Origin of the sequence: Mangrovibacter phragmitis (genome assembly GCF_001655675.1) — a bacterium.
Lineage (GTDB): Bacteria > Pseudomonadota > Gammaproteobacteria > Enterobacterales > Enterobacteriaceae > Mangrovibacter > Mangrovibacter phragmitis.
Genome location: NZ_LYRP01000048.1, coordinates 25548 through 52401, shown reverse-complemented (window position 1 = coordinate 52401; position 26854 = coordinate 25548). Strand labels below are relative to the sequence as shown.

Annotated in this window: 26 protein-coding genes and 1 other RNA gene; 15 read left to right on the top strand and 12 right to left on the bottom strand. The window is 47.6% G+C overall.

The features are described from left to right. Positions 1-307 precede the first annotated feature (307 nt). Together melB and A9B99_RS20525 are read left to right on the top strand one after the other, a co-directional pair. Positions 308-1654, top strand: coding sequence for a melibiose:sodium transporter MelB (melB, locus tag A9B99_RS20530; protein ID WP_064600819.1), 1347 nt, complete (start codon positions 308-310; stop codon positions 1652-1654). Between the two features lie 285 nt (positions 1655-1939). Beyond that, on the top strand, positions 1940-2251 hold the full coding sequence (locus tag A9B99_RS20525) for a hypothetical protein (protein ID WP_064600816.1): 312 nt from the start codon (positions 1940-1942) through the stop codon (positions 2249-2251). Between the two features lie 231 nt (positions 2252-2482). Here the strand turns inward: A9B99_RS20525 and A9B99_RS20520 are convergent, their stop codons facing one another. Next, positions 2483-3403, bottom strand: coding sequence for a LysR family transcriptional regulator (locus A9B99_RS20520; protein WP_064600814.1), 921 nt, complete (start codon positions 3401-3403; stop codon positions 2483-2485). 156 nt (positions 3404-3559) lie between these two features. Between A9B99_RS20520 and A9B99_RS20515 the strand changes: the two genes are divergently transcribed. The 10 genes from A9B99_RS20515 to acnB all read left to right on the top strand — a co-directional run bounded on the left by A9B99_RS20515 (position 3560) and on the right by acnB (position 14635). After that, positions 3560-4645: a 4-oxalomesaconate tautomerase gene (locus A9B99_RS20515; protein WP_064600812.1), complete on the top strand. Its 1086-nt coding sequence runs from the start codon at positions 3560-3562 to the stop codon at positions 4643-4645. A 75-nt stretch (positions 4646-4720) separates the two neighbouring features. Next, the gene (locus A9B99_RS20510) at positions 4721-5956 is read left to right on the top strand and encodes an MFS transporter (protein ID WP_064600810.1); all 1236 of its coding nucleotides are present in this window, start codon (positions 4721-4723) and stop codon (positions 5954-5956) included. 64 nt (positions 5957-6020) lie between these two features. After that, positions 6021-6884, top strand: a complete 864-nt coding sequence (locus A9B99_RS20505; RefSeq protein WP_064600808.1) for a fumarylacetoacetate hydrolase family protein — start codon at positions 6021-6023, stop codon at positions 6882-6884. Between the two features lie 15 nt (positions 6885-6899). Then, on the top strand, positions 6900-7925 hold the full coding sequence (citC, locus tag A9B99_RS20500) for a [citrate (pro-3S)-lyase] ligase (RefSeq protein ID WP_064600807.1): 1026 nt from the start codon (positions 6900-6902) through the stop codon (positions 7923-7925). 15 nt (positions 7926-7940) lie between these two features. Beyond that, positions 7941-8234: a citrate lyase acyl carrier protein gene (gene citD / locus A9B99_RS20495; protein ID WP_064600805.1), complete on the top strand. Its 294-nt coding sequence runs from the start codon at positions 7941-7943 to the stop codon at positions 8232-8234. Continuing rightward, positions 8231-9106, top strand: a complete 876-nt coding sequence (gene citE, locus A9B99_RS20490; protein WP_064600803.1) for a citrate (pro-3S)-lyase subunit beta — start codon at positions 8231-8233, stop codon at positions 9104-9106. The genes citD and citE overlap by 4 nt, the downstream gene beginning before the upstream one ends. A gap of 10 nt (positions 9107-9116) precedes the next feature. Beyond that, positions 9117-10640: a citrate lyase subunit alpha gene (citF, locus tag A9B99_RS20485; protein WP_064600801.1), complete on the top strand. Its 1524-nt coding sequence runs from the start codon at positions 9117-9119 to the stop codon at positions 10638-10640. Beyond that, positions 10637-11176, top strand: a complete 540-nt coding sequence (citX, locus tag A9B99_RS20480) for a citrate lyase holo-[acyl-carrier protein] synthase (RefSeq protein ID WP_064600799.1) — start codon at positions 10637-10639, stop codon at positions 11174-11176. The genes citF and citX overlap by 4 nt, the downstream gene beginning before the upstream one ends. Next, positions 11154-11993: a triphosphoribosyl-dephospho-CoA synthase CitG gene (citG, locus tag A9B99_RS20475; protein ID WP_064600797.1), complete on the top strand. Its 840-nt coding sequence runs from the start codon at positions 11154-11156 to the stop codon at positions 11991-11993. Before citX ends, citG begins: the two co-directional genes overlap by 23 nt. Positions 11994-12037: 44 nt before the next feature. Continuing rightward, the gene (gene acnB, locus A9B99_RS20470; protein ID WP_156519113.1) at positions 12038-14635 is read left to right on the top strand and encodes a bifunctional aconitate hydratase 2/2-methylisocitrate dehydratase; all 2598 of its coding nucleotides are present in this window, start codon (positions 12038-12040) and stop codon (positions 14633-14635) included. Here acnB and A9B99_RS23965 read toward each other — a convergent pair. Together A9B99_RS23965 and A9B99_RS20465 are read right to left on the bottom strand one after the other, a co-directional pair. Continuing rightward, entirely contained in the window at positions 14613-14774 is a 162-nt protein-coding gene (locus A9B99_RS23965; protein ID WP_156519112.1) for a hypothetical protein, read from the bottom strand. The genes acnB and A9B99_RS23965 overlap by 23 nt on opposite strands. A gap of 104 nt (positions 14775-14878) precedes the next feature. Beyond that, positions 14879-15121 (bottom strand): DinI family protein, encoded by a 243-nt coding sequence (locus A9B99_RS20465; RefSeq protein ID WP_064600794.1) that lies wholly within the window; start codon positions 15119-15121, stop codon positions 14879-14881. 77 nt (positions 15122-15198) lie between these two features. On the opposite strand from A9B99_RS20465, the gene A9B99_RS20460 reads away from it, so the two are divergent. After that, positions 15199-15618 carry a translesion error-prone DNA polymerase V autoproteolytic subunit gene (locus A9B99_RS20460; protein ID WP_064600792.1) on the top strand — a complete coding sequence of 140 codons (420 nt, stop codon included), beginning with the start codon at positions 15199-15201 and terminating at the stop codon, positions 15616-15618. 3 nt (positions 15619-15621) lie between these two features. After that, a complete protein-coding gene (locus tag A9B99_RS20455) occupies positions 15622-16887 on the top strand; it encodes a Y-family DNA polymerase (RefSeq protein WP_064600790.1) in 1266 nt (421 codons plus the stop codon). Between the two features lie 166 nt (positions 16888-17053). Here the strand turns inward: A9B99_RS20455 and A9B99_RS20450 are convergent, their stop codons facing one another. The 3 genes from A9B99_RS20450 to A9B99_RS24540 all read right to left on the bottom strand — a co-directional run bounded on the left by A9B99_RS20450 (position 17054) and on the right by A9B99_RS24540 (position 18342). Beyond that, complete coding sequence (locus tag A9B99_RS20450) at positions 17054-17377, bottom strand: YdgH/BhsA/McbA-like domain containing protein (RefSeq protein WP_064600788.1); 324 nt, start codon at positions 17375-17377, stop codon at positions 17054-17056. 251 nt (positions 17378-17628) lie between these two features. Continuing rightward, positions 17629-17937, bottom strand: a complete 309-nt coding sequence (locus A9B99_RS20445; protein ID WP_064600786.1) for a hypothetical protein — start codon at positions 17935-17937, stop codon at positions 17629-17631. 303 nt (positions 17938-18240) lie between these two features. Further along, complete coding sequence (locus tag A9B99_RS24540; RefSeq protein ID WP_414855559.1) at positions 18241-18342, bottom strand: YnaM/YnfT family protein; 102 nt, start codon at positions 18340-18342, stop codon at positions 18241-18243. Positions 18343-19132: 790 nt separating this feature from the next. On the opposite strand from A9B99_RS24540, the gene A9B99_RS20440 reads away from it, so the two are divergent. Beyond that, positions 19133-20149 carry a lipase family protein gene (locus tag A9B99_RS20440; RefSeq protein ID WP_064600784.1) on the top strand — a complete coding sequence of 339 codons (1017 nt, stop codon included), beginning with the start codon at positions 19133-19135 and terminating at the stop codon, positions 20147-20149. A 282-nt stretch (positions 20150-20431) separates the two neighbouring features. Here A9B99_RS20440 and A9B99_RS20435 read toward each other — a convergent pair whose 3' ends face one another. The 6 genes from A9B99_RS20435 to smpB all read right to left on the bottom strand — a co-directional run bounded on the left by A9B99_RS20435 (position 20432) and on the right by smpB (position 26847). Continuing rightward, the gene (locus A9B99_RS20435; protein WP_082917923.1) at positions 20432-22066 is read right to left on the bottom strand and encodes a TnsA endonuclease N-terminal domain-containing protein; all 1635 of its coding nucleotides are present in this window, start codon (positions 22064-22066) and stop codon (positions 20432-20434) included. A gap of 532 nt (positions 22067-22598) precedes the next feature. Beyond that, the gene (locus tag A9B99_RS24080; RefSeq protein WP_064600782.1) at positions 22599-23303 is read right to left on the bottom strand and encodes a DUF4145 domain-containing protein; all 705 of its coding nucleotides are present in this window, start codon (positions 23301-23303) and stop codon (positions 22599-22601) included. A gap of 271 nt (positions 23304-23574) precedes the next feature. Continuing rightward, positions 23575-24336: a hypothetical protein gene (locus A9B99_RS20425; protein ID WP_064600780.1), complete on the bottom strand. Its 762-nt coding sequence runs from the start codon at positions 24334-24336 to the stop codon at positions 23575-23577. Positions 24337-24457: 121 nt separating this feature from the next. Beyond that, positions 24458-25699 (bottom strand): integrase, encoded by a 1242-nt coding sequence (locus A9B99_RS20420; RefSeq protein ID WP_064600778.1) that lies wholly within the window; start codon positions 25697-25699, stop codon positions 24458-24460. 204 nt (positions 25700-25903) lie between these two features. Continuing rightward, positions 25904-26267, bottom strand: a transfer-messenger RNA (tmRNA) gene (gene ssrA / locus A9B99_RS20415). A gap of 97 nt (positions 26268-26364) precedes the next feature. Beyond that, positions 26365-26847, bottom strand: coding sequence for an SsrA-binding protein SmpB (smpB, locus tag A9B99_RS20410; protein WP_036104014.1), 483 nt, complete (start codon positions 26845-26847; stop codon positions 26365-26367). Between the last annotated feature and the right edge of the window lie 7 nt (positions 26848-26854).

Genomic DNA, 26854 nt, shown 5'->3' with positions numbered 1-26854 from the left:
CAGACATAATGGTGTGAATAAAAGGAATACTGGCCCGCAATTATTGCTGCCGCCACCCTTTGCAGGTACTGGCAATCTATTACCAATATTTGATAGCCAAAACTTATTTTTCTTCCTGGCCGATGGGTTAAAAAAAAGCGCAATCTCTCATTTTTAGATTTCAAATGTAAGCGTTTCCACAGAGAGGGGATCGGTCACAGTAATAAAAAAGCAGGGAGTTAATATTGGTATCTGATTAACCATGGTGAAACATCATTATCTGGTGTTTTGGCTAAAAGAAAATGAGTACCTGTATTGAGGAATGCATATGTCAGAAGGGATTACTCTGCAAACTAAATTATCATATGGTCTTGGTGCATTAGGGAAGGACTTTGCTTGTGCACCTGTTTATATTTTTTTGATGTTTTACTTTACCGATGTAGCAGGGTTATCTGCCGCTTTTGTCGGGACGGTTTTTTTAGCAGCACGTATTATTGATGCTATTACAGATCCTGTTATGGGTATGATTGTGGATAATACACGTTCAAAATACGGTAAGTTTCGGCCATGGATTGTCATTGGTACCCTTTTGAATGCTGTGGTATTTATTGGCCTGTTCAGTACTCACCTTTTCGAAGGTACCACACTTTATATCTATGCCGCAGCGGCTTACATTCTGTGGGGGTTGACTTATACCATTATGGATATCCCTTACTGGTCAATGATCCCTGCATTGTCTGCATCCCGCCGGGAACGTGAAAAGTTTGTGGTATGGCCCCGTTTGTTTGCCAGCCTGGCCTGGTTTATCACTGGGGCTTATGGTTTACATATTGTCGGCAAATTGGGCAAAGGTGACCAGGGCGACGGTTTTTTAAATGTTGCTTTGCTGATTGCGGTGATGTTTATTATGAGTGCATTTTTAATTGCGCGAAATGTAAAAGAAACAATCAAAGCTGAGCCAGATGAATCAGCAGAAAAATTTAATTTTAAAGATGTTTTTAATATCATTGGTAAAAATGATCAACTGAAAGCGTTAATCGGTTCTGTATTGTTTTTTCAGATAGCCAACTTGTTAGTTGGCGGGTTTGCTATTTATTATTTCTCTTATGCGATTGGTAATGTGGAATTATTCCCGGTTTATATGATGGTGGCTGGTGCCGCTGAGGTTGCTGGTGTGTTTCTGTTCCCCCGGATAGCTTCTTTTTTCCCGCGTAAGCATTTGTGGTTTATGGCCTGCGGCTTCCCTGTTTTGTCCTGCCTGCTCTTGTTTGCGATGGGAATAATTTCACCAGCGAATGTTTTGCTTATTGGGCTGGCTGGAGCTGCAATTAAATTTGGTGTAGGGATTGCAAACGCACTCCAGACAGTAATGCTGGCCGATGTTGTTGACTACGGGGAAAGTAAGACTGGGCGTCGGAGTGAAAGTGTTATTTTTTCAGTTCAAACCATGCTGGTGAAATTCGCTGGTGCAGCGGGTGGGTTTATCGTTGGTATCGGGTTGTCGGTAGTGGGTTACCAGCCCGGCGTTGAACAGGCTCCTGCTACCATTGTGGGGCTGGAGTTCATGATGATTGGTTTGCCGACGATTTTGATGCTGGCAAGCAGTGTGATTTATCGCCGTTACTACCGGTTGCATGACGGTTTTATTCACGCCAGGGAGAGTAACGCCTGTTAATGCGGGTATTATACCTCTGCCAGCAGGTTATTTTATGCTGGCTGGAATTTTATTTATTATAAATCAATGAATTGAATAAATATTGACCAGGTTGCATAGCTGCCCTGGTCATTTGAACAAAGCACGGCATTTATTTCCGCACAGTGTGGTTAACTTACCCATTAGCGCCATTACTGCCCAGGTGAAATGCCTGCACTCTGGCTTGAATTTATTTGCGATAGCATCAGTTACCGTTATGGGGATTACTGTACACTGAGAACTTAACTTGCCAACGGACGCTATCCTATGAAAGACACAAAAATGATTTCTATCGACCAGTTCAGTGCCGATGAACGCCTGGTGGTTGAGGACACGCTGCAAGGGTTGATACAGAAATACCGCGAGCGCACTGGCAAAGAGCCGGATGGCAAGAAAGAGAAAGAGCTGACTGCCGAGGCCCGGCAACAGGTGATGTCTGTGAAGCTGGAAAAAGAGAAAGCGCAGGCTGAAAAAATGAAGAAAAAACCGGTGCGCCGCAAGAAACCTGAATCACTGAAAGAGAGTGAAGTGAGTGAGTTCAACTGGTCGGCTTCAGTGGCGAAGGGAAGGCGGCGGTAATCGTACTGTTTTGGTGGCGGTGCATCCCTGGCCTGCAACACTGAGGTTGATTTATTGGCAGCGGCAACATGGATGGGTTCAGCCAGTTTAAGCTTTTTATTACGGCATTTGGGCGATGCGGGTTTGTGGCTTCTGGCTGATAGCAATGAACTGCCCTGCCTGCGGCTGCGGGTTCAGTATTGACTCATTGTGCTGTGTCAGTTCTCGCGGGGTCTGCTCGCCCCGCTTTTTTCAGACTCCGCCAATCCAAAGGTTTTTCTCCTCTTCCGACCACAAGTGGAGAAGCATTTCCCTGAATTTTTCCGCCGCTGTGCTCATCGTATTGCCTCTTTTGAGAACCAGTCCAAGCGTTCTTCTTATCACCGGATCAACCAGGGGACGACTGACGAGAGTGTGATGTTCTTCCATGGGCATCGCAAGTTTCGGCACGACTGCAACGCCAAGACCTGCTTCAACCATACCTAGCGATGTGGACAGATGTCTGACTTCGTAAAACCAGTTTGGCTTCCACTCTAATGATTCCAGTGCGCTATCTATCAATAATCGGTTGCCACTCGATCGGCGTACCCCAATCAATTTTGCATCAGACAATTCATTCCAGCTAATGAGTTCCTTTTTTGCCAGTTCATGATCATTTCTGCAGGCTAAAACAAACGGCTCATTTACCAGTGGGGTGAAGTCGATATTTGAATGTGTGATGTTTATCATATTTATGCCGAAATCAGCATCACCATTTAGTACGGCCTCAAGACAATCATTGGCACCGTGCTCAAGAATACGAAACCGAATATTTGGGTAGAGATTGTTGTAATCTTTAATTACCGAAGGTAAAAAATAGAAGGCTGCTGTCGGCAGGCAGGAAATCGTTATCATCCCACTTTGATGAGTCGCCATTTCTTTTATGCCAAAAATGGATGATTCATAAAAATCTAGTAAATTCTTAGCCTTGGGTAAAAAACTACGACCTACCGCAGTCAATTTTACTCGTCGTGTGGTTCGCTCAAATAACGGCGTACCCAGATTTTCCTCCAGCTTCTTTACTCTTCTTGTTAATGCAGGTTGTGAAACATGTAAAACCTGTGATGCAGTGGTAAAACAACCAATTTCTGCAATTTTTACAAAGGCTTGAATACCCTGGAGCTCATGGAGCATTTCTCATTATTCCTGTTGTGGTTATACAACAAACTCTAATGGATATTTTATTAATACGCAAAACGCATGAATCGCTGTTTTTTTGGCATTAGAAGTATCTATTCGTCTGTGGAACACTTCCTGCCAATGATTAGCACCTAAGCAGAGAAACTCAACATGTTCCAAATTCCTTGCGTATTAATGCGCGGTGGCACATCAAAAGGCCCTGTGATTCTGGCCAGCGATCTGCCTGCCGATACCAAAGCACGCGATGCTGTTTTGTTAGCGTTGATGGGGGCCGGGCATGAGCTGGAAATAGACGGTATTGGTGGCGGAAGTCCGCAAACCAGTAAAGTGGCTATCGTCAGTAAATCAGCAAGCCCGGATGCCGATATTGATTATTTATTTGCGCAGGTCATGGTCAAAGAACGACGCGTAGATACGATGCCCAACTGCGGTAATATGTTGTGCGCTGTCGGGCCGTTCGCCATTGAAAAAGGGTTAGTCGCAGCCCAGAATTCGGTCACAACGGTTCGTGTGCGTAACGTGAACACCAATACCTTTATTGATGTTCAGGTGCAGACACCAGGCGGCCGGGTCAGTTATGAAGGAGATACCCATATTGATGGCGTGCCGGGTAAGGCTGCACCGCTCAGCCTGACTTTTTTAAATTCCGCTGGTTGTAAAACCGGGAAATTACTTCCAACAGGGAATGTTGTTGACATAATTGATGGTGTTGAGGTGACTTGCATCGATATGGCAATGCCTATGGTATTGATTGATGCACGAAGTCTGAATAAAACAGGCAATGAATTACCGGCTGAGCTGGATGCTGACAAAGCTTTTATGACTCAACTGGAAAACCTGCGTTGTAAAGCTGGGTTGGCGATGGGATTTGGAGATGTATCGGGCATGGTTATCCCTAAACCAGTATTACTGAGCTCGCCAACTGCGGGTGGGACGATAAAAGTCAGATACTTTATGCCACATAATTGCCATAAATCCCTGGCTATCACCGGTTCTATTGGAATTTCTACTGCGACGATTATTCCAGGGACAGTAGCGAATAAAATTACTAATAATAACTCTGTTTACGAACATACTGAAATTGTTGATATTGAACATCCAAGTGGAAAAATTTCCGTTTCTCTGCTTCGTGGCAGTGAAATAGAAGATACGCGGGCCGCTGTCATCAGAACTACACGCAAGTTATTTGAAGGTAACGTGTGTATACCCGATGTGGCCTTAACTGAAACTGTTTAATTTATTATCCGAATTCACACAATACTATTTTAAAATGTGAAACCCTACCTATGAAATAATTAAGCCGAGGACCCTATGGCTAATAATAATGCAACTGGAAGTGAAAGCGTGATGAGCGCTAAGTCTATTCGTATAACAATAGCTATGGCATTATCGGGGTTGATTGAACTGGCCTCGTTGTTCTTCATTCAACCATTGATGCCGGAATTATCTATTAACTACCATGTTCCGGTACAACATGTAAGTATTATTTTGTCAGCCAAAACTGCATTTATGGCAGTAGGTCTGCTTTTCACCGGTTCGTTGGCAGATTATTTTGGCAGAAAGCAGTTAATCATAGGCTCGCTAGTTTTGGGGGGCATGTTGACATTGCTATGTCCGTTGGTGCACTCCTGGACCGCATTGGTACTTATTCAGGCGACAACAGGTTTGGCATTGTGTGGGATTGCCGCTGCGGCCACTGCTTATATTAGTGAAGAAGTTGCTCCTGTGGTTGCCGGTGTGGTGACGGGGTATTTTGTGTTTGGCAATTCAATTGGCGGTATGTCTGGTCGTATCGTGGCAAGCCAGTTAATGGGGAATGTATCTCTTGATGCTATCTTCTACGGTTTTGGTGTTTGTTTACTTATTGCCTCGGTGGTAGTTTCTCTTTTGTTACCCGCATCGAAAAACTTCACACCGACACCGAGTCTGAATGTGTTAAAAATTGTTAAAGAAGGTGTTGTGCACTTTAAAAATAAGAATCTTGCAATGGCATTTGTGATCGGATTTATTATTTTTGGGGTGTTTACTTCTCTGTACAATTATCTTGCCTTTTTCCTGAAAGGTGAGCCTTTTCATATCTCACCAGTCCATGCTGGACTGTTATCATTTAGTTTTGCTCTGAGCTTCTTTACTGCACCACAAGCAGGAAAGTTATCTATAAAATATGGCAGCATGAAAGTATTGCGTGCATTGCTGATAACAATGGCTATCGGGATGTTGTTAACGTTAATGCCAAATGTGTATGTCTTTATTGCTGGTTCTGTCATCTTCACCGCATGTTTTTTTGGTTGCCATTCCGTAGGGCTGAGCTGGGTAAGTAAAAATGCATCTCATGCTCGTGCCCAGGCTGTTGCGCTGTATTTGTTCTTCTATTATATGGGCGGAGCTACAGTTGGTTTTATCAATGGCTTTGTTTTCCACTTTACCGGCTGGAAAGGAATGACTGTTTTAATTGTTATTTTATTAGCCATCGGTGCTTTAGTGGCAACCTGGATGGATGCAACCCATAAGTCTAAAACTGCTCTGGTTGCAGCTGAGAATAAATAGATATTGTTTACATAACTCGCTGTGCGGGCATCAGGTGTACAGCGAGAAAAATAAAGGTATTCATATGAAGCTGGCAAATTACATTCATGCAGGGCGTAAAAGCTACGGTATTTATACCGATGCGGGAATTATTGACCTTGAAAGCCGTATCGGAAATATATATCCCACGCTGAAAGATTTTTTGGCTGCTAGTTTTATTAGTATTGCCCAGCAATATAGTCGGGCACCTGTGGATTTAAGCGAAAACGACGTTCTGTTTTTGCCGGTCATTGATGAGCCCGGTAAAATTCTTTGCGTTGGTATGAACTATGCCGATAAACGCAAAGAATTTGATCAGCATAATCCGGCACCCACACTGTTTGTGCGTTTCCCTGATTCACAAACTGGGCATAACACACCAGTACTGAAGCCACGTCTTTCCAGTGAGTTCGACTATGAAGGCGAACTGGCGGTCATTATTGGCAAGGGCGGCGAACATATTCGTGCGGATGTCGCACTTTCTCATGTGGCCGGATATAGCTGTTACATGGACGGTTCTGCGAGAGACTGGCAGCACAGCTGGTTTACCGCTGGTAAAAACTGGCGCAAAACCGGGGCATTCGGGCCCTGCATAACCACCACGGATGAAATTCCCGATCCCCATCAGCTGGCTATCCGCACCTGGCTTAACGGCAAAATGGTTCAGGAAGATACGACAGCCAGTATGATCCATCGGGTTGCAAACCTTATTGAATACATCAGTACATTTACTTCTCTGAGCACTGGCGATGTCATCATCACAGGGTCGCCAGGCGGCGTGGGTAAAAAACGCAATCCTCCGCTTTTTATGTATGCGGGGGACCGGATTGAAGTTGAAATTGAACGCATTGGACGTCTGAGCAACATCATTATGGATGCCCCGCAATATGAAATGGCGGAATCTCTGTAACCGGGGCGGTGTGGTATGACAGAACTGACTCTCACTTTCAGCGTTACCGACCTCCAGCGCTACCCTCAACGAGCGGAGCCTGCTCGTCAGCTACTTGCTGATAGCGGGCTGGGTATGGACTGCGATATTCACTGGATGGTGGAAGCTCGCAGAGGGGGAGAATTGGTAGGCTGCGCGGGGCTTGTCGACAACGTTATCAAGTGTGTTGCCGTCAGTGAAAAGTTACGCGGGGAAAATCTCAGCGCACGTTTGCTCAGCGAAGTACAAAATTTGGCGCTGTCCCACGGTTATTTTCACCTGTTTCTCTGTACCCGGCCCTGTAATCGTGAGCGCTTTCAGCGCAGTGGGTTCTGGCCAGTGGCGCAAAGCGGCGAAAATGCGATTCTGATGGAAAACACACCACGGGGGATTCAGCGTTACTGTCAGAGCCTGTCCGCATTCAGACAACCCGGTACACATATTGGCGCTATTGTGATGAACGCGAACCCTTTTACTAAAGGGCATCGCTATTTGGTCGAACAGGCTGCTTTTAGCTGTGACTGGCTTCATGTTTTTGTGGTACGTGAAGATGCCTCTTTTATTCCTTTTGCTGATCGCCTGGCAATGGTCAAGAACGGCGTCTCGGGGTTGCCAAATGTAACCGTGCACCCAGGTTCGGACTACGTGATTTCACGGGCCACCTTTCCTGCCTATTTTCTGAAAGATACCGGGAAAGTTCAGCGTGCATGGAGTGAGATTGATGTCCTGATTTTCCGCGATGCAATAGCGCCAGCATTAGGGATCACACACCGTTTTGTGGGATCCGAACCTTTTTGCAAGATAACCCGACAATACAACCAGACGCTGCACAGCCTTCTGCGCGGGTATATCACCGTGGTGGAATTACCGCGTATTAAAGCAGACGGACAGGCTATATCTGCTTCAGAAGTTCGCCGTTTACTGAAGACAGAACAATTTTCTCGTCTTCGGGACATCGTTCCGGAGACAACTTTTACACACCTTGTCGCTCGCTATGCGGCGGCGAAGATAGTAGTGGCTTAATACCAGGACGAGAATATGAAGATTGTGAAGGAGGCGCTGGCAGGAACGATGGAGTCCAGCGACCTGATGGTTAAAATCGCTCCCGCAAATGGTGAGCTGGAAATCATTATTAACAGCGAAGTGATTAAGCAATTTGGCGAACAGATCCGACGGGTTGTGACAGATACGCTGCGCAAAGTCGATGTTCGTGAAGGTTTGATCATGATTGATGACAAAGGTGCACTGGATTGTGTGATCCGCGCACGTTTACAAAGTGCCATTCTCCGCGCAGCAGATGTGCAGGATATTGACTGGGAAAAACTGAAATGAAAAAACTCCGTCGCAGTATGTTGTTCCTGCCGGGAGCCAATGCCGCCATGCTTTCTACTGCATTTATTTATCACCCGGACTCTATCATGTTCGATCTTGAAGATGCCGTGGCGTTGCGTGAGAAGGACACCGCTCGTCTGCTGGTATTCCATGCGCTTCAACACCCGATGTATCAGGGGATTGAAACTGTGGTGCGCATCAATCCGCTGAATACGCCTTTTGGTCTTGCTGATCTGGAAGCGGTGGTTCGCGCCGGTGTTGATGTGATTCGCTTGCCGAAAACTGACACACCTGAAGATATTTATCAGTTGGAAGGCCATCTGGAACGTATTGAAGCTGACTGTGGCCGTGAGCCTGGATCAACCAAAGTGATGGCCGCCATTGAATCAGCGATTGGCGTTATTAATGCGGTTGCGATTGCGCGTAGTTCAAAGCGCTTGATTGGTATTGCTCTGGCGGCATTTGACTATGTGATGGACATGCAAACAGAGCGAGGTGACGGCACGGAACTGTTTTACGCGCGTTGCGCGGTACTTCACGCTGCCCGGGCAGCCGGCATTGATGCATTTGATGTTGTCTGGTCTGACGTTAACGATGAGGCTGGCTTTCTTCGCGAAGTGGAGCAGATCCGCAAGATGGGCTTTAACGGTAAGTCATTGATTAACCCCCGGCAAATTGAGTTGCTGCATAACGCTTACGCGCCGACCCAGCAGGAAGTGGATCATGCATCTCAAGTCATTGAAGCCGCACAAGAGGGGGCTCGCAATGGGTTGGGGGTTGTGTCGCTGAACGGAAAAATGGTTGATGCCCCGATAATTAATCACGCTCAAATGGTACTGGAGCGTGCCGCTGCTTCTGGCGTGCGCCGCTAAGGACAACATCATGAATCAAACAGAACATCTTCATAAACAGTTTCCTCACCTGAATCTGAAACCTTTCGAACGTGCGCACACGGCAACCCCGTGGCTGGATGACATCGACAGTAAGCATCAACGCAAGTTGTGTTCTTCTCTGGTTGAGGCAATTGAACGCAGTGGGCTGCGTGATGGAATGACCATCTCTTTTCATCATGCTTTCCGTGAAGGGGATCGGGTGATTAATCGCGTTGTGTCACAACTGGCTGCGATGGGTTTCAAAAACCTGACACTGGCGTCCAGTTCGCTGATGACCTGTAATGACGAACTCATTGAGCATATTCGCAACAACGTTATCTCCCGTATCTTTACTTCAGGAATGCGCGGCAAACTGGCGGAAGCGGTTTCTCATGGCCTGATGGATGAACCAGTGCAAATTCATTCCCACGGCGGCCGCGTTAAATTGTTGCAAGATGGGGAGTTAAATATTGATGTTGCCTTCCTGGGCGTGCCGTGCAGTGATGAATTTGGCAACGCCAATGGCACAGGAGGCCCGGCATGTTGTGGTTCGCTTGGCTATGCAATGGTGGATGCGCAGTTTGCGCATAAAGTGGTGGTGCTGACCGAAAAAGTGGTGCCATTTCCAAATATGCCCGCCAGTCTGGGCCAGGACCAGGTCGATTATATTGTGCAGGTGGATAGTGTTGGTGACCCTGACAAAATTAGTACCGGTGCCGCCCGTGTCACCAGTAACCCGCGTGAACTGATGATTGCCCGCCAGGCCGCTGAGGTCATAGAGCATTCCGGTTACTTCAAAAATGGTTTCTCGATGCAAACTGGATCTGGTGCTGCTGCAACGGCCTGCACTCGCTTCATGGAAGAGAAAATGGACCGTAATGGTGTCAAGGCGAGCTTTGCGCTTGGCGGTATTACCGGTAGCCTGGTCGATCTTCATGAAAAAGGGTTGATAGAAAAACTGCTTGATACCCAGTGTTTTGACAGCCAGGCCGCTGCCTCACTGGTGCGCAACCCTAATCATATTGAAATTTCAACCAATGTGTATGCCAATCCGGGCAGCAAAGCTGCCTGCTGCGATCAGTTGGATGTAGTTATCCTCAGTGCTCTGGAAATTGATGTTGAATTTAATGTCAATGTTATTACCGGATCGGACGGCGTGATGCGCGGTGCTTCCGGTGGGCATTGTGATGTCGCCGCCGCTGCTAACCTGACGATAGTGGTCGCACCGTTGCTGCGTAGCCGTATTCCTACCGTAGTGAAACGCGTTACCACGCGTTTAACGCCTGGGGAAAGCATTGATGTGCTGGTCACTGACCATGGGATCGCGGTAAATCCCGCCCGCCCGGAGATTCGTGAGCGTCTGGAAAAAGCGGGGCTGAATGTGGTGGCGATTGAGGAATTATACCAGCGCGCTATTTCTCTGACTGGCGTGCCAGAACCGATTGCGTTCACCGATAAAATTGTCGGGGTTATCCGTTACCGCGATGGCAGCGTGATTGATGTCGTCTACCAGGTTAAGGAAGCAGAAGCATGACTATCGCGACGCCTGTGAAAGCAGGTGTCAGCCTGGATGCGCTGCTCAGCGCGAGAGACAATCGTGCTGAGCGACAGACAGGCTGGCTGACCCACTACCGTAGAACAGTGATTTCGCTGACCCTGGTTACGCCAGGGGTTGTGAAGGATAGCATTCGTTATCGCAATACTATGGGGGTGGCGCTGCAGGCCTGCGATCAACTGCTGTGGCAGCAACGATGGCGCGTCTTGGATCGCCAGGTGCTGTGGCTACCCACAGGGCCAGAAGCAATGTGGTGCGTGGACCATGACGCCAGCGAAGTGAAAGCGCTCAGTACTCTGCTTGAACAAACGCATCCACTGGGACGACTGTGGGATATCGATGTGATTTGTCCACAACAAGGGGCTATTGGCCGTAAAGCCTTAGGGCGCGAGATGCGTCGCTGCTTGCTGTGCGATGAACCTGCTCATGCCTGTAGCCGCTCCCGCCAGCATTCGCCAGAGCAAGTGATCGCGTGTGTGGAGGCTATGATCGATGACTGGTTTGCCCGCGACTAAATGGATTTTTCCTGATGTTGCAGCCTTGGCTGAAGAGGCGCTGCTTCGGGAACTGGAGCTAACGCCGAAGCCGGGGTTGGTCGACAAAGACAACAACGGTTCGCATAGAGACATGGATTACCGTTTGTTCCAGAAGAGTATCACCGCGATTTCGCCCTGGTTTCGGGTGTTTGCAGACCAGGGAGGGCACTATGCACATTTGCCTGTGGATCAACAATTACAGCTGCTGCGTCCTTTAGGCATAGCCTGCGAGCAGGCCATGTTTGCCGCGACGGGGGGAGTTAATACCCACAAGGGCGGTGTTTTTTCTCTCGGGTTACTTTGCTTTGCTGCGGGACGTTTACAGGCGCAAGGGCAATGGTTTAGCCATGAGAGGCTGTGCGATGAAGTTAGCAAAATGTGCCAGGGCCTGGTAGCCGGTGAGCTGGTGGGCCGTAATGAAAAAGAAATGACAACAGCAGGTGAAAGACTATTTCGTCGCTATGGGCTGCGCGGCGCAAGAGGTGAGGCCGAAAGTGGTTTTGCTACTGTCCGTCATCATGTGTTGCCGTTCTGGTATCAGGAAACAGAAGTACGACAGCTTCACAGCGCGCTGCTCAGACTAATGGCTGTCAATCCTGACAGTAATTTGGTGTCGCGTGGCGGGCCTGATGGACTGGCATTTGTGCAGAACTATGCCGCTGAATTGTTAAAAAATGGCTGGGCGCGCCACGATCTCTGCGCAATGGATAAGATCCTCATCTCCCGCAATCTTAGCCCGGGTGGGAGTGCGGATCTACTTTCTGTTTCCTGGGTGCTGGCGTCAATTCAGGCGTAGCGATTCGGGGTAGATCCCTCGCATTATTCATAAGGAATTTAATTGTGTTAAATGATTATTGCCAGGCGCAGGCCGGGCGTGCGGCTCAACATATTCCTCCTCTGCCGCTGAATCAACACCAAATGAACTCACTGACTGAGCTTCTGAAAAATCCACCCGTGGGCGAAGAGACTTTATTATTACATTTGCTCGCGCATTGTGTTCCGCCTGGTGTTGATGATGCTGCTCGTGTTAAAGCCGAATTTCTGGCTGCAATCGCGAAAGGCGAAGCAATTTCTCCATTGGTATCACCGCAAAAAGCAGTCGAACTTCTGGGGACGATGCAGGGCGGTTACAACATTGAACCGTTGATTGCGGCACTGGACGTGCCGCAACTGGCACCGATCGCCACCAGTGCGTTATCGCAGACACTGCTGATGTTTGATAGTTTCTATTCCGTTGAAGAGAAAGCAAAAGCGGGAAATACCTTTGCACGGCAGGTGCTTCAGGCGTGGGCCGATGCACAATGGTTTCTCTGCCGACCATCCATCCCTGAAAAAATCACTGTAACGGTTTTTAAAGTTACGGGTGAAACTAACACCGACGATCTCTCCCCGGCACCGGATGCCTGGTCTCGGCCCGATATTCCGCTTCATGCGCAGGCCATGCTGAAAAATGCACGCGAGGGCATTGTGCCGGATGAACCAGGGGTAGTGGGGCCTGTTACGCAGATAGCAGAGTTAAAGAATAAGGGATTTCCTCTGGCCTATGTGGGCGATGTGGTGGGTACCGGTTCTTCGCGCAAGTCTGCCGCTAACTCTGTGCTCTGGCATATGGGTAATGACATCCCGTTTGTTCCCAACAAGCGGGCTGGTGGCATAGTGCTGGCCGGGAAAATTGCGCCAATCTTTTTTAATACCATGGAAGATGCGGGAGCATTACCAATAGAAGTGGATGTGACTCGCCTGAATATGGGCGATGTAATCGATATCTATCCATACCAAGGGGAGATTCGCCAACATCAAGGAGGGGAGTTAATCGCCACGTTTACGCTTAAAACGGATGTGTTACTGGATGAAGTGCGTGCCGGCGGGCGAATTTCACTAAGTATTGGGCGAAGCCTGACTGCCAAAGCCCGTGAATCCCTGGGTCTGCCAGCAAGTGATGTTTTTCGGCAGGCTAAAGAAGTGGCAACTGGCCAGCGCGGATTTACGCTTGCTCAAAAAATAGTGGGACGAGCTTGTGGTTTACGGGGAGTGCGTCCTGGGTGTTATTGCGAACCAAAAATGACGTCAGTGGGATCCCAGGATACTACGGGGCCAATGACGCGAGATGAACTTAAGGATCTTGCCTGCCTCGGTTTTTCGGCCGATCTGGTGATGCAGTCTTTTTGTCACACCTCAGCGTATCCGAAGCGTGTCGATGTTCAAATGCAACAGACCTTACCGACTTTCATCATGAACCGTGGCGGTGTCTCATTGCGCCCGGGGGATGGTGTTATTCATTCCTGGCTCAACCGGATGTTGCTGCCCGATACTGTGGGGACAGGAGGTGATTCGCATACGCGTTTCCCTATTGGGCTTTCCCTGCCTGCGGGCTCAGGTCTGGTAGCATTTGCTGCTGCAACGGGCGTTATGCCGCTCGATATGCCTGAATCGGTGCTGGTACGCTTTAAAGGAACTATGCAACCGGGCATCACTTTACGCGATTTGGTTCATGCTATTCCGTATTACGCTATCCAGCAGGGGTTGTTGAGCGTTGAGAAAAAAGGGAAAAAAAATATCTTCTCAGGCCGAATTCTGGAGATAGAAGGGTTGTCCGAACTCAATGTTGAACAGGCTTTTGAACTTACAGATGCCTCTGCGGAACGCTCGGCGGCGGGTTGTACTATTAAGTTGAATCTGGAGCCTGTCGTGAAGTACCTGCAATCGAATGTTGTACTGTTGCGCTGGATGATTGCAGAAGGGTACGGTGACAGACGCACACTGGAGCGACGTATCCATGGAATGGAAAAGTGGCTTGCTGATCCTCAATTACTGGAAGCTGATACTGACGCTGAGTACGCCGCCGTTATCGAGATAGATTTGTCGGAGATTAAAGAACCTATCGTCTGCGCACCAAACGATCCTGACGATGCCCGCTTACTCTCAGAAGTACAGGGAACGAGCATTGACGAAGTATTTATTGGTTCCTGCATGACTAATATCGGTCATTTCCGGGCTGCCGGTAAGCTGCTGGATGAACATCAGAGAGCCTTACCGACCCGGCTATGGGTTGCTCCGCCAACGCGTATGGACGCATCGCAGTTGATGGAGGAAGGTTACTACAGTGTATTTGGTAAATGTGGTGCCCGCATTGAATCGCCGGGCTGTTCCTTGTGTATGGGGAATCAGGCGCGCGTCGCTGAGGGTGCCACCGCAGTGTCAACCTCTACGCGTAATTTTCCCAACCGGATGGGGACGGGTGCGAATGTCTACCTTGCTTCTGCTGAACTTGCGGCTATCGCAGCACTGACCGGGAAACTTCCCTCACCAACAGAGTATCACCGGCGGATGTCCGAGATTGCAGACACTACTGCGGATACGTATTGTTATCTGAATTTTGATAAGATCCATCAGTACACTGATAAAGCCAGAGATGTCATTTTTCAGACACAGCCTTAGTGCATTCAGGCGCAACACCTGGCAGGTATGTTCTGCCTGCCAGGGCATCATTCGCCACGCTCTCTTTGGCTGCCCAGGCGGTAGTGCCAGCCGATGCAATAGCGAGAGCCAGCAGGGAAAGTTTGGTATAACGGTGCATAATGTTCCTCCAAAAGTGTGCAGGGATTTGCACAACCCATGGAGAAACTACACTGGCACACTTAGCATATACTTAGTGTTGGCGGAAGCTGAATGTATAGCTTGTTATTCATCCGTAAGCCACATATCCGCTTCTTCAAACATCTCTTGTACAACCCTGCTTATTTGTTCCTTTTCGTGCTTGGTGGCGTCTGTGTTGATTGCGGGTAGTGTCATCATTGGTTTAACCCGAACTTCTGCATCCGGAAAGATACGCTGCACTCTCTTGCTTAATTCGCCCAGGATGATATCCCTTGCGCCCGGCAAACCATCAAAATTCCTTTTGTCATAAACGAGTTCCACAAACATGCTTTAACTCCTCTTTACTGGGTATTTTCACAGTATATACTGTATGTATAACCAGTATCAACCTGAGAGAGTTTATTATGCGGTTTTATTCACCAAACGAACTGCGCCAGGCAATTGCGCTCCCTTTATTTAGCGATATGGTTCAATGCGGTTTCCCATCCCCAGCCGCAGACTACATAGAACAACGTATTGATCTGAATGAGTTACTGGTCGTACACCCGAGCGCCACGTATTTTGTGAAAGCCAGTGGCGACTCAATGATTGAAGGGGGAATTAGTGACGGTGATTTGCTTGTTGTCGACAGTTCACGCACAGCTGTGCACGGTGACATCGTGATAGCGGCTGTAGAAGGTGAGTTCACTGTTAAACGGCTTCAACTGCGCCCCACCGTGCAGCTTAATCCAATGAATAGTGCCTATTCGCCAATTGTTCCAGGCAGTGAAGATATCCTCGATATTTTTGGTGTTGTGACTTTTATTGTGAAAGTGGCGAGTTAAACCATGTTTGCGCTCTGCGATGTAAACTCTTTCTACGCATCTTGCGAGACGGTATTCAGGCCAGACTTGAAAGGGAAGCCAGTAGTTGTGCTTTCAAATAACGATGGCTGCGTTATTTCCCGCAGCGCCGAAGCGAAGGCGTTCGTGGTGATGGGGGAGCCCTATTTCAGGCAAAAGGAGGCTTTTCGGCGGCACGGTATTACGGCGTTCAGCAGCAATTATGAGCTTTACGCTGATATGTCTGACCGGGTGATGACAACACTGGAAGAAATGAGCCCCTGCGTGGAAATCTATAGTATTGATGAAGCCTTTTGTGACCTGACCGGGGTCCGTAACTGCAAGAGTCTCTGTGAATTTGGCAAGGAAATTCGTTCTACAGTGCTGAAGCACACTCACCTGACCGTAGGGGTGGGCATTGCGCAGACGAAGACGCTTGCCAAGCTGGCAAATCATGCAGCGAAAAAGTGGCAGCGGCAAACAGGGGGCGTTGTTGATTTGTCGAATGTTGACCGCCAGCGGCGGTTGCTGGCACTGACTCCAGTGGAAGAGGTATGGGGTGTTGGCAGGCGTATCAGTAAAAAACTCAACGCTATGGGTATTAAAACCGCTTTTGATTTGTCAGAACAAAGCACCTGGGTTATTCGCAAACACTTCAACGTAGTCCTTGAACGCACTGTGCGTGAACTGCGTGGTGAGCCCTGCTTTGAACTGGATGAGTTTGCCCCAGAAAAGCAGGAGATAGTGTGTTCACGTTCTTTTGGTGATCGCGTTACGGAATATGAGCAGATGCGGCAGGCTATATGTTATTACGCTGCGCGCGCGGCTGAGAAATTGCGAGGGGAACACCAGCACTGCCGTTTTATTTCAACGTTCGTTAAAACATCGCCGTTTTCCCCGAATGAGCCATACTACGGCAATAGTGCCTCAGTGAAGCTGCTGACACCGACACAGGACAGCAGGGATATTATTAATGCTGCGTTAAAATGCCTGGACCGTATCTGGAAAGAAGGGCACAGGTACCAAAAAGCTGGAGTCATGCTCGGCGATTTTTTCAGCCAGGGTGTTGCTCAGCTCGACCTGTTCGACGAGAACGCGCCCCGCAAAAACAGCAGGCTATTGATGAACACTCTTGATCAGTTGAATGCAAAAAGTGGGAAGGGCACGCTTTATTTTGCCGGGCAGGGTATTAAGCCGCAATGGCAGATGAAGCGCGATATGCTTTCACCACGGTACACCACGAGGTATGGTGATTTATTGTTGGTGAGGTGATGTGAAGTTATTTACAGACTTAAGCCCTCATTCGCGGGGTTTCATTTCTCTCTGGCATTATTATCCCCTGAATCACACCGCTTGTGTCTGCCAGATGAAAATGGCTTGTCAGTAAATAATAAGAATGGATGAAGAACATCCATTCTTATTGGCAAACAAACACGGGTTATTTATACAGCGTTGCTTCAATGGTTTTGTGATCTGTCTGGCCTTGTGAACCAGTAATAACATAGTATTTCCCGCCTTGCTCTGCCGCTTCATGTTTCAGCGACGCATTATCTACAGAAAAGCCTTGTTGAGTGACAGCAATTGTACCAATTTTTTGGTGGTTAACAGCTTGTGCCGGGCTGATTTCTTGTGGCTGTGGTGACACTCTTGCCAGCGCATCACCAGGGTCTGCAAAAAATGAGTTAAGCCCACTGGCATAAACGGAACCAGATAAAGAAGCAAGAGCAAGGGTAATAATGGCGAAAGTTTTTACGTTTTTCATGGTCTATCTCCGGTAATGGTTATCCGCATTTTCTTGCGTGACTATGAGATTACCAGGAGAGACTTAGCCAATGCTGAGTACTTATTATATTTTTGTCGGGAAATGTCATTTTTCTGCTGGTCATGAAACACGAGATTCCAGTGCGAAAATATGCCCGGAAGGATGGCGGAAAATAGTATTGGCAGGCAATAAATAATAACCGGCGCTGCAAAGTGGCAGCGCCGGCAGAGGCAGAGTAATAACAGGGCGGTTTATAAATTAAACGGGGCTTCACAGCTGTGGTAATTAGGGTTGCAGTAATGACTGGTGCTGCCGGTTTTCTTGGCAATCTGCCCCGGATTGAGGTTAAACGGAGCTTCACAACTGTGATAATTGGGGTCGCAGGTCTGTGCAGCCGGGTGGACGGCAGGGGCAATTTTATCCTTATTCAGGGTAAACGGAGCCTCGCAGCTGTGGTAATTGGGGTTGCAGTACTGGGTTGTGGCAGCCTGTGCGTAAGAGGCTGCAGTAAATGAGGCCAGGGCCAGTACAGTGGAAGTCAGCAGCATTTTAATATTCATGGTCTTTCTCCGGTCATTATTATCCGCATCTCTTGCGTGGTTCTGAGATTACCGGGTGAGACTTAGCTGACACTGAGTTGATGATCTGTTATCCGGGGCTGGTCTTACTGCAGCAGAGAAGAGGGAGGAATAGGTGGTAGACAACAGAAGCTTTCATTGGGGAAATGGGTACAAGCCAGCTGATAAAGGCTGGCGAATCAAGGCAGAACGTAGCCATAATTTTCGACGGAGGAACGTCAACGTGGTACAAAAATTCCCTTCCAAAATTGATAAATTACTTTCCAGAACAACGTTGAGTTAAAATTAATCCGGATTGTTTGAGACGCCAATCCAGATTTTTATCATGCCGGTTAACACCAACCCGAAGGAAACCAGAATTCCTGAAATGAGTAAAAAGGGTATCATATGCTTGCCTGTCTTTTGCTGAATGTATTCATTAGGCAATAATGTTTGCTGAAGGTTCAGAAAATTGCGTGCCAGCGATAGTCATGATTCGGTGGGTAATGGTTTTTGCTCTGTTGTTTGATTTCTGAACAGATATCGTAATTGATTATTGTGTCCGTTCCAGTCTGGTATCTGACACCTCAAAGCGGTGGTTAGTGGAGTTTTAAGTTATTACAATGCGCCAATACAAAAAAGCCCGCATCAGCGGGCTTTTTTGTCACTAGGGAGCCGCGGCTCCTTTGCGTATCCTTTTTTGTCACGTTGCTGTCTGGTCAGCGTACTACCGTAACGACTAACATCCTGTTTTATATAGTGTAGTCCATACACTGTCCAATCATGATTGGCTGGCGGAGTCTGAATTGGTGATGTAATTGGTTGAAGTATATGATCTAAATTCTAATTCAACTTTGTAATGGTGCCTAATATGGTGCCTAAAAATTTTTTTACCTTTTATGCCCAGTTAAGAGATGGGTTGTGGGGAGAAGACTGACACTGAATCGCCACGGGTTTAGCAGACACATCATCAATCATCTTTCAACTTGTTGGCGAAAAATACCAACTTCCGTTTTTGGCACGGAGCGGACAGAAATCAAGGTCGCAAGGTCCGCTGTGAGCGAGGAGCGGACGTTTTGAATCGAAAAATACAATTAATGGCGTAACTCTAGAGGCTGCAGAAGGAATACTAGCATTCTGGGAATGCTGGGTGATAGCCTCTGTATTTGTCAATGCGATTGAGAATTGAGGAATATTAATGAATAGGTGGGAAGATTTCGCTTTTAATGAAATTCACACGCTGATCCGAGCTCTCAACATAACACAGAACAACCCGCTTAATGTGAATGCTCCGGAACTGAGATACCTTGCCGCGCTTTTTGCCGAAATGTCTTATCACTTGGTACCAGAATGGGAAGTGGATAAGCATAAACGCGCAAAGCTCTACAGAGTCCCGAGTGAAGGCTATCAGATATTGGTCGACCAAGGTATCCGGGGCAGTGAAAATGTTTTCGAAGCTTTCATTGATGCGGAACTACCAAAACCCTTCATTGCGTCATCTGCAGGGATTGTAGTGGTTGGAGTGGTAATCGACGGGATTATGTTCATCGGATTCCGTGGTACGGCACTGCTGTTCGACTGGAAGGTTAACTTACGTGCAGAGCTTGTGCGCGTGGATTCCGCTCACCGCGTAACAAAATATCATTGGTTTGACCATTGCCACATTGAAGATAAAAAAATTATATCTGGTGGATTGCATAGTGGTTTTGCGGAAGAAGCCGTTCGGATAACAAAGCGCATTTTTGACGCAATACCTGAAGCAGACCGTTCATCTATCGAGCATGTTGTACTCGCTGGCCATTCACTGGGCGGAGCCGTAGCGGCAGTATCGAAGTCTCTGATAACACAATGGCCAGCTACGGCGTGTATATTCGGTGCACCAAGGTATGCTGATGCTGGTTTCTATCTGAATTGTTTCGACAATTATCCAATCCAGATACGCCGACTTGGTGATTTAGTACCAACCGTTCCCCCACGTTCATATGGTTTCTGCGACCACCCTAATGAGTTCGCCACCAACGGTGAAGAGTACATAGACACAAGTTTAAATTCATGGCTTGTGAGTGATCTATGCAATTGGACCAGATTTTTGAGTACAAAAACCGCTGCTCATAGCATGGAGAATTATCGCACGGAGATAGGCAAGGCGATAGGATCTCAGTTCGCAGATAAACCTCTGACAAAGGCAGTAAAAATTACGAAAAGGCACATATGACCTATCAACACAGGCTGTTGTTAGCTACTTCCGCTTTTGGCACGGAGCGGAAATGCCAGTAGGACTTTGGGGGCCGCTGTGAGCGCTCGGCGGAAGCTGGCAACGGTTCTGACCAATGATGATGGAATTGCTAAAATCGCGGCGCGTTAATCAGCGGGGAGCAAGTCATGATAGCTGGAGAGAATTTTTTCATATAGACCTCGTGATTGTGGGTGAAAGTCACCCACATCGGTTGTGTGATTCTCTATTCGAGATATAGTGCTCGAACATACATGTTTGATTCTATTCTCTTACTCGTGCATGTGGAGGGCAGTGTGTCATTTCGCTGTGTTGCCAATGTAGAACGCACGATCCTTTGGGCTTGATGCTATATGCCCCGTCAAATTCGGCATCTGACTGAATTACATAGGCTGTGATATCGAATCGCTTCAGACCGTGCTGCGCGCGTAAATTTATCAAGTCACTCCAGGTTATAACGCCATGCTCTTTCAGTTCGTTATCTAGCAACGTCACAATAGATGCAGGGATTTGGTAATCCTCGACCTGACGAAGCGTATGCCGAAGACTCATGACTAACCAACCCCATCCACGGGCGTGCGCCCATGCTCGCCCTGCATTTGATTTGACCCGGTTGATGCTTAGCGCCATTCTGTCTGTCGGTTTTATCTCTATAAGCAAGCCACGGCCGTCTACCGTAGCGATGAACAGATCTGGGTAATAATATCGATTTCTCCCCCCGAAGGTATAGGGGATGACGGCTGGCTGTTCCTGGTAATAGGTGATCTGTTCACTACGTTCCAGCAGTGTCAATATTTCAAGCTCAAGCCCGGATTCGTATTGCACCATACGGTCGAGTTTCTCAGAGTAGAAATCACCGGCAATATCCGAATCGTTGACCAGACGTTGGTTTGAAAGCTGCTCAGTGGGTGGGGGCGGTGCGATGGCCTCTGGCCATTCACTGTCATTCAACCAACCAGTGATGACAGATTCGGTTCTTTCCATTACAGCTCGATTGCGGTTCTGCTTACGCAATTGCGCCTTATGTGACCGCTCTATAGCGGGCAACAATGCCGCCACTTCAGTTACTTTCTGAACGGTGAAACCGGCGGTGCGAAGAATGAATTTCGCAGCCAGTCTAAGCGGAATGACGAAGTCAAAACGAACTGTATTAAACAACCACAATGCCAATTCATCGGTGGAGGTAGACGCTGGCTCCAGCAGTTTTTTCAGTGCTGAGCCATATGTGCCCTCATAGCGTGCGCGTGCTGCTAAACGTTTAAATCCTCGTTCCTGAATTTGACGCACTCTCTCCCCGGATACGCCCCATTCCTCTCCAATTTCAGCCAAGGTGTGTGGCTGATCATCTACACCGAGGCGCATTTCAAGCGCGTTCCGATCACGCTCTTTGGGCAAATTTGCCACTGCAGCAGTGACGAGCATCAGTACATCGGCGTCAGTGGCGTTATCAGCCAGGAACTCTGTGTATACGTTAAGCTCATGGCTTTTATTCGGCGCTTGTAAGTTGCCAGCGCCACTTGTTGATTGCTGACCATCAGGCGTTGGTTGTAATGTTAAGTTTCGGGCAGAAACGGCACACTTGCGGATAACAGGTGCCGGACAAATGGCTTGAACCAGCGAATTGAGATCGACATCTCCCTTCTCGCGCATATAGTTGGCTAGCACGTCCACCGCATGAATATAGCTTTCCGGTTTGTCTGCTGATGGGATCAAACGCATTGCTGCTGCAGTTATGCTGCCGGAGGTGCGCTGGTGGAGCTTTGCAAGTTGGGTTGTAGTGAGTCCACATTTGATCCCGTTGACCAGTTCAAGAAACTCTCGGTACTCCCAGGGCGCGCCATGCCGGGCCGGCAAGCGTTTGGACTCTTCAGACTCAGATGCAGCTTTAAGCTCGGTCATTATCGTTTACTACCTGCTCCATGCGGGAAATACATTCCACTTTGATGCTTGTCACTTGCCAGTGCAACTTTTGTGTTTGGCATAACTGGCATGAATAATATCATTTCAGACTGTAGTTAATTACGTTAGGTACGCATGAAAGGGGCCAGGGTAACATTCAATCTGTACGTTTTGATATAGGAGCCAGACCTCGACTACCTCTAACCGAACATTGAAGTCGTAGTGTCAGTATTATCGGGAAAACCCACCCTGGAAGAAGGACTGCCATGGTCGTGCTGCTTTTTAATCAGCTTGCCTATATTTAACATGAATTGCCTGTTCAGCAATGCGTCCGACAAACTCTGATCGCTTACTTTCTGGATCGCTGTTTACGGTGCGGATGAAAGTGCGTGTGCTACTTCCGCTCTTGTCACAATGCTGCCCCATTGCAAGGTTTAAAGGGCAGCGAAGAGCGGAAGTTGACACTTTTGCGACCACAGTAGTGATTATTAAAACACTTACTATTCATTCTTACTGTTTGATGACTGAAAAGTCAGGCTTCTTTGTTTCTTCTCCCTTGACGCCTTGCCTTGGCTTCAGCAAGGCGTTGAGGTTCAGTGTATAGCCGTTCCAGAAACAAGTATGTGAACTCCTCAAGATCTTCTGCTGTTGCCCTATCTAGAATCCCTTCATGAGCACCATCATTCCCATCATCTTTGACACACTCAGCTAGTTCTCTAAGAGTTTCCGGAATAAGTTTATTATCAAATAACCACTCCATTCTCAGTCCCAAGCTCCTCTTAATTTTTGCTGCTGGGCCACCATCGCCATCAGGGACAAGTCCTTTTGTTGCATAATCAAGACAAAGCCTAAACATTGTTCCAGCCGCATTATTGCAACCAATTGCGAGGCATTTTGCCCCTTCTTCATAAGCATCATTGATTTCTTGCGGTAAAAAATCAGGTGGTTCACCGACGCTCAAATCCGCTGGCGAAATCGGTCTTAATATCTTGGCTACATCTTTCAACCCGAACATGGCCACGCCCCAACTGATTCTATGAAGCTCTTGATGTTTGTCTATGCTGATCCCAAGGAAAATCGTTGTTTTATGACATTCTCGACACACGCAAAAAAATTCATATGCGGGAACTTCCGGCTTTGGAAACTCTTTATAATTACCAAAATGATTAGCACCGTGGACATCAAAAGTTATATTTTGACTAGCGCACCTTGGACAGTTATCTACATATATTGCCATCTGTATGTATTCCTCACTCCAGTAAAAAAATGCCACTCTTAATATTCGAACAACGTTATTTAGCTCTATTATGAAGCTTCAAATACTGTTTAACTCAGCTTGAGTGTGCTCATACCCCTGCCCAGATTGTGTGCACATATTCATCTCAGCAACAACAGCTCCTGGCACTAAGTAGTCACTCGTGTCCAACACCTCCAAAATTAAATCGAACTATAACTCTTAGCTTCCCTCAGTTCTCGGCCGCCCCATATTCGACTCATCATCATTGCCATTAGTATTGACCAAGTTGACTTGGTTCTATTAACGCTGACGGTCTTTTAGACAGCATTTCGATTAAGGGGGCATACTTTTCTTTTATTAATGGGAGCGATGCCTGACTTGCCATTTTTTTTAATTTTTTTACCAACAGCACTCTTTCTTCGTCTGTGACACACATCTTATAAGGATCCAACACAATGTAGCCGTCAACATCCTTTCTGAAATTGTCAATTAGATGCTCCACAATTCCGCTTGAATAGTTACTAGCCAAATTAGCTAGTAGCTTATTTAATTTTGACGAAGCAACAACCCTTGAAACTCTTGCTATTTCTGATTCAAGGCGATAAGCATTTATAAATGCCGGGCCCACCAGTTCGTTTTTGTCCCAATAAATCTCACCAAAATCAATAGCTCCTCGCAGGGTGTAGCCTAGTTCTATTGCTGTGCGCCAAACTTCTCGTACATTTGCCAGCAGTACCTCCAAACCTAAAACCATATCACCAATTATCAGCTCTTTCTCGAGTCCAAAAGCTATCGTGATGCTATCTGAGACAGTATTAACACGGCACACGTAATTACGGACAGACTGGCTAACTCCTGACTCGACTTCATCGTCGTGCAGCACTGGCAGTGCTGATTTTATAGCTAAGAGCTTATCCAATGGATTAGACTCAGTTGCGTTCCAGTTTGATAAAATATCTTGAGAGAACCCAAGTATATCGAGAAAGCAGACGTAACCAATTCCTTTGAAAAGCTTTACATTACCAAGCTGCATTTTTTTTCCTTAAATATGATTTTTGATCAAGGGAAGGGCTTTAGCCCATCTCCGATATGGGGCTGAAATTTAAAGCCTCATTTAGCAAAGTACTAAAGTAGGAACTGTCATTAGTTATCCGTCACACCGCTAAACGCATTCCTTTCGTACCTCCCTCAATCATACTTCCGCGATCAGCAGCCATAACGAAGTCAGCCCACCACTGCATCATTGGGCGACGTTGTTCGAGATAGTCACTGCGGTTATAAGCACGACGCACCTCATTCTTATCCACATGGGCCAATGCAGCTTCAATAACATCAGGCGGAAAAGCCTGTTCATTAAGGGCTGTACTGGCGATAGATCGCAGACCGTGTGAAACGAGCACTCCACCAAAACCTGCACGTTTTAGTGATGCGTTAACGGTTTGGCTATTCATGGGCTGGTTGGGCTTGATACGGCTAGGGAATATAAATTCTCGATTTCCACTTAACGGCTTCATCATCTCCAGTATCGCAATTGCTTCATCTGACAATGGAACAGTATGGTCGCGATTCATTTTCATGCGTGCTGCAGGAATCTTCCACTCTCGCGCTTCTATGTCTACCTCTTCCCAGCGAGATTCAGCCGCTTCGGCAGGGCGGGTAATAGTAAGAAGTTGCCACATGAACAGGCAGCGTGTGGAAAGGCTAATGCTGGCTGTTCGCATTGTCTGCATCAGTTGAGGTAGCTGATCCGGTCGAATGCTGGGCATGTTCTTTTTCTGAGGCTTCTCGAAGGCTTTACCAATATTAACGCTGGGAACAGCATCAATCAGCCCTGTGTTTTGGGCATAGATCATGACCTCATTAATGCGCTGGCACAGGCGACGAACGGTTTCCAGTGCTCCTCTGGCCTGAACCGGTTGGACGGCCTGAACCAGTGTGTGAGCTTTAATATCTGTAACGCTAACGTCGCCAATCGCAGGAAAGACATCTCTTTCAAGAGAGCGCCAGATATCTTCCGCATAGTCCTCTGTCACGCTGGCTTTCTTCACATTCCACCAACGTTCAGCTACGAGCTGGAAAGTATTGGTTTTGGCTTCCAGCGAACTGCGAAGTTGTTCTTGCTGATGTTCCTGTGGATCGATTTGTTTCGCCAGGAGAGAGCGAGACTCTGCTCTGTAGTTTCTGGCATCGGCAAGGGTAACTGACGGGTAGGGACCAATACTCTTCTTCGCTCGTTTCTTAGTGACAGGGCGAATGTAGCGAAACTGCCAGATTTTACTTCCGCTGGATTTGATGAGTAGCTCAAGGTCATCGCCATCATAGAGAACGTAGTCCGCTTCTTTGGGTTTAGCAGATTCGATTTCCTTAACGGATAGAGGTTTGGTTTGTCTTGCCATTGCCGGGTTTCCATAGTTTTAGGCACCTCAAAAACAATATAGCTTTATGAGGTGCCTAACAAGGTGCCTAAAAGGTTCGGATTTAATTAGTTGGCATCAGACTTCGCGGGACAAATTCAAGGCACAAAAAAGCCCGCAGGGCTTGCGCCGTGCGGGCTCTTAGGACTTCATCGGATGACTCTGGTAATCACCGATGGAGAATTTTGGTGGAGCTGGCGGGAGTTGAACCCGCGTCCGAAATTCCTACATCCTCGGTACTACATGCTTAGTCCGGTCTTTACATTCGCTTGCCAGCTGCGGACGGACACGCCACTAACAAACTAGCCTGATTAGATTTAACGCTTCAACCCCAGGCAGGGCATCCACGCGATCTCTTTTAGGTTTGACCTCTCTTGATCCCCGTCCTAAGAGCGGAGGCTAGGGAGAGAGGGCTCTAAGCAGGTTATTAAGCTGCTAAAGCGTAGTTTTCGTCGTTTGCGACTATTTTTTTGCGGCTTTTTACGAGGCCAACCGCCCCTCGGCATGCACCTTGGGTTTCGCGAATCCCGTCGAATCCAGAATCAGCCCCAAAGTATTCGTGGAAGTATAACAGAATTCAGTTGCTGCACACCAGTGTTGGCTGAATCCGTTTTACCTAAGTGCTGAATAAAACAGCACATTCACTTTTAACGCCCCGCGTGTTTCATGATGCGGGCTTTATCAACCTGCCATTCACGGTCTTTAATATCTGTACGCTTGTCGTGCTGTTTTTTACCTTTGGCAACGCCAATTTTGACTTTTGCCCAGGCATTTTTCCAGTAGAGAGACAGAGCGACCACGGTATAACCTTCGCGGTTTACCCGCCCGTACAGGTTATCGAGCTCGCGCTGGTTCAGTAACAGTTTACGGGTACGGGTTGGGTCGCACACCACATGGCTGGAAGCGACCTGAAGCGGGGTGATATTAGCCCCAAATAAATAGGCTTCGCCATCCTTAAGCAGAACGTAGCTGTCGCCAATGTTTGCTTTACCTGCACGCATGGATTTCACTTCCCACCCCTGCAGGGACAGGCCAGCTTCAAACTCATCTTCGATAAAGAACTCGTGGCGGGCACGTTTATTTAACGCAATGGTGGCTGAGCCTGGTTTGTGTGTTTTTTTCTTCGTCATAATGCTG

Bases quoted from the DNA above. Each gene is read 5' to 3' on its own strand.
- A9B99_RS20520 (WP_064600814.1), bottom strand. From the start codon at position 3,403: ATGCTCCATGAGCTCCAGGGTATTCAAGCCTTTGTAAAAATTGCAGAA.
- A9B99_RS20460 (WP_064600792.1), top strand. From the start codon at position 15,199: ATGCGGTTTTATTCACCAAACGAACTGCGCCAGGCAATTGCGCTCCCT.
- A9B99_RS20525 (WP_064600816.1), top strand. From the start codon at position 1,940: ATGAAAGACACAAAAATGATTTCTATCGACCAGTTCAGTGCCGATGAA.
- A9B99_RS20450 (WP_064600788.1), bottom strand. From the start codon at position 17,377: ATGAAAAACGTAAAAACTTTCGCCATTATTACCCTTGCTCTTGCTTCT.
- citG (WP_064600797.1), top strand. From the start codon at position 11,154: ATGACTGGTTTGCCCGCGACTAAATGGATTTTTCCTGATGTTGCAGCC.
- A9B99_RS20435 (WP_082917923.1), bottom strand. From the start codon at position 22,066: ATGACCGAGCTTAAAGCTGCATCTGAGTCTGAAGAGTCCAAACGCTTG.
- citD (WP_064600805.1), top strand. From the start codon at position 7,941: ATGAAGATTGTGAAGGAGGCGCTGGCAGGAACGATGGAGTCCAGCGAC.
- citX (WP_064600799.1), top strand. From the start codon at position 10,637: ATGACTATCGCGACGCCTGTGAAAGCAGGTGTCAGCCTGGATGCGCTG.
- A9B99_RS20515 (WP_064600812.1), top strand. From the start codon at position 3,560: ATGTTCCAAATTCCTTGCGTATTAATGCGCGGTGGCACATCAAAAGGC.
- citF (WP_064600801.1), top strand. From the start codon at position 9,117: ATGAATCAAACAGAACATCTTCATAAACAGTTTCCTCACCTGAATCTG.
- A9B99_RS20505 (WP_064600808.1), top strand. From the start codon at position 6,021: ATGAAGCTGGCAAATTACATTCATGCAGGGCGTAAAAGCTACGGTATT.
- citC (WP_064600807.1), top strand. From the start codon at position 6,900: ATGACAGAACTGACTCTCACTTTCAGCGTTACCGACCTCCAGCGCTAC.
- A9B99_RS20455 (WP_064600790.1), top strand. From the start codon at position 15,622: ATGTTTGCGCTCTGCGATGTAAACTCTTTCTACGCATCTTGCGAGACG.
- melB (WP_064600819.1), top strand. From the start codon at position 308: ATGTCAGAAGGGATTACTCTGCAAACTAAATTATCATATGGTCTTGGT.
- A9B99_RS20440 (WP_064600784.1), top strand. From the start codon at position 19,133: ATGAATAGGTGGGAAGATTTCGCTTTTAATGAAATTCACACGCTGATC.
- smpB (WP_036104014.1), bottom strand. From the start codon at position 26,847: ATGACGAAGAAAAAAACACACAAACCAGGCTCAGCCACCATTGCGTTA.
- citE (WP_064600803.1), top strand. From the start codon at position 8,231: ATGAAAAAACTCCGTCGCAGTATGTTGTTCCTGCCGGGAGCCAATGCC.
- A9B99_RS23965 (WP_156519112.1), bottom strand. From the start codon at position 14,774: ATGCACCGTTATACCAAACTTTCCCTGCTGGCTCTCGCTATTGCATCG.
- A9B99_RS20445 (WP_064600786.1), bottom strand. From the start codon at position 17,937: ATGAATATTAAAATGCTGCTGACTTCCACTGTACTGGCCCTGGCCTCA.
- A9B99_RS20425 (WP_064600780.1), bottom strand. From the start codon at position 24,336: ATGCAGCTTGGTAATGTAAAGCTTTTCAAAGGAATTGGTTACGTCTGC.
- A9B99_RS20510 (WP_064600810.1), top strand. From the start codon at position 4,721: ATGGCTAATAATAATGCAACTGGAAGTGAAAGCGTGATGAGCGCTAAG.
- A9B99_RS20420 (WP_064600778.1), bottom strand. From the start codon at position 25,699: ATGGCAAGACAAACCAAACCTCTATCCGTTAAGGAAATCGAATCTGCT.
- A9B99_RS24080 (WP_064600782.1), bottom strand. From the start codon at position 23,303: ATGGCAATATATGTAGATAACTGTCCAAGGTGCGCTAGTCAAAATATA.
- A9B99_RS20465 (WP_064600794.1), bottom strand. From the start codon at position 15,121: ATGTTTGTGGAACTCGTTTATGACAAAAGGAATTTTGATGGTTTGCCG.
- A9B99_RS24540 (WP_414855559.1), bottom strand. From the start codon at position 18,342: ATGATACCCTTTTTACTCATTTCAGGAATTCTGGTTTCCTTCGGGTTG.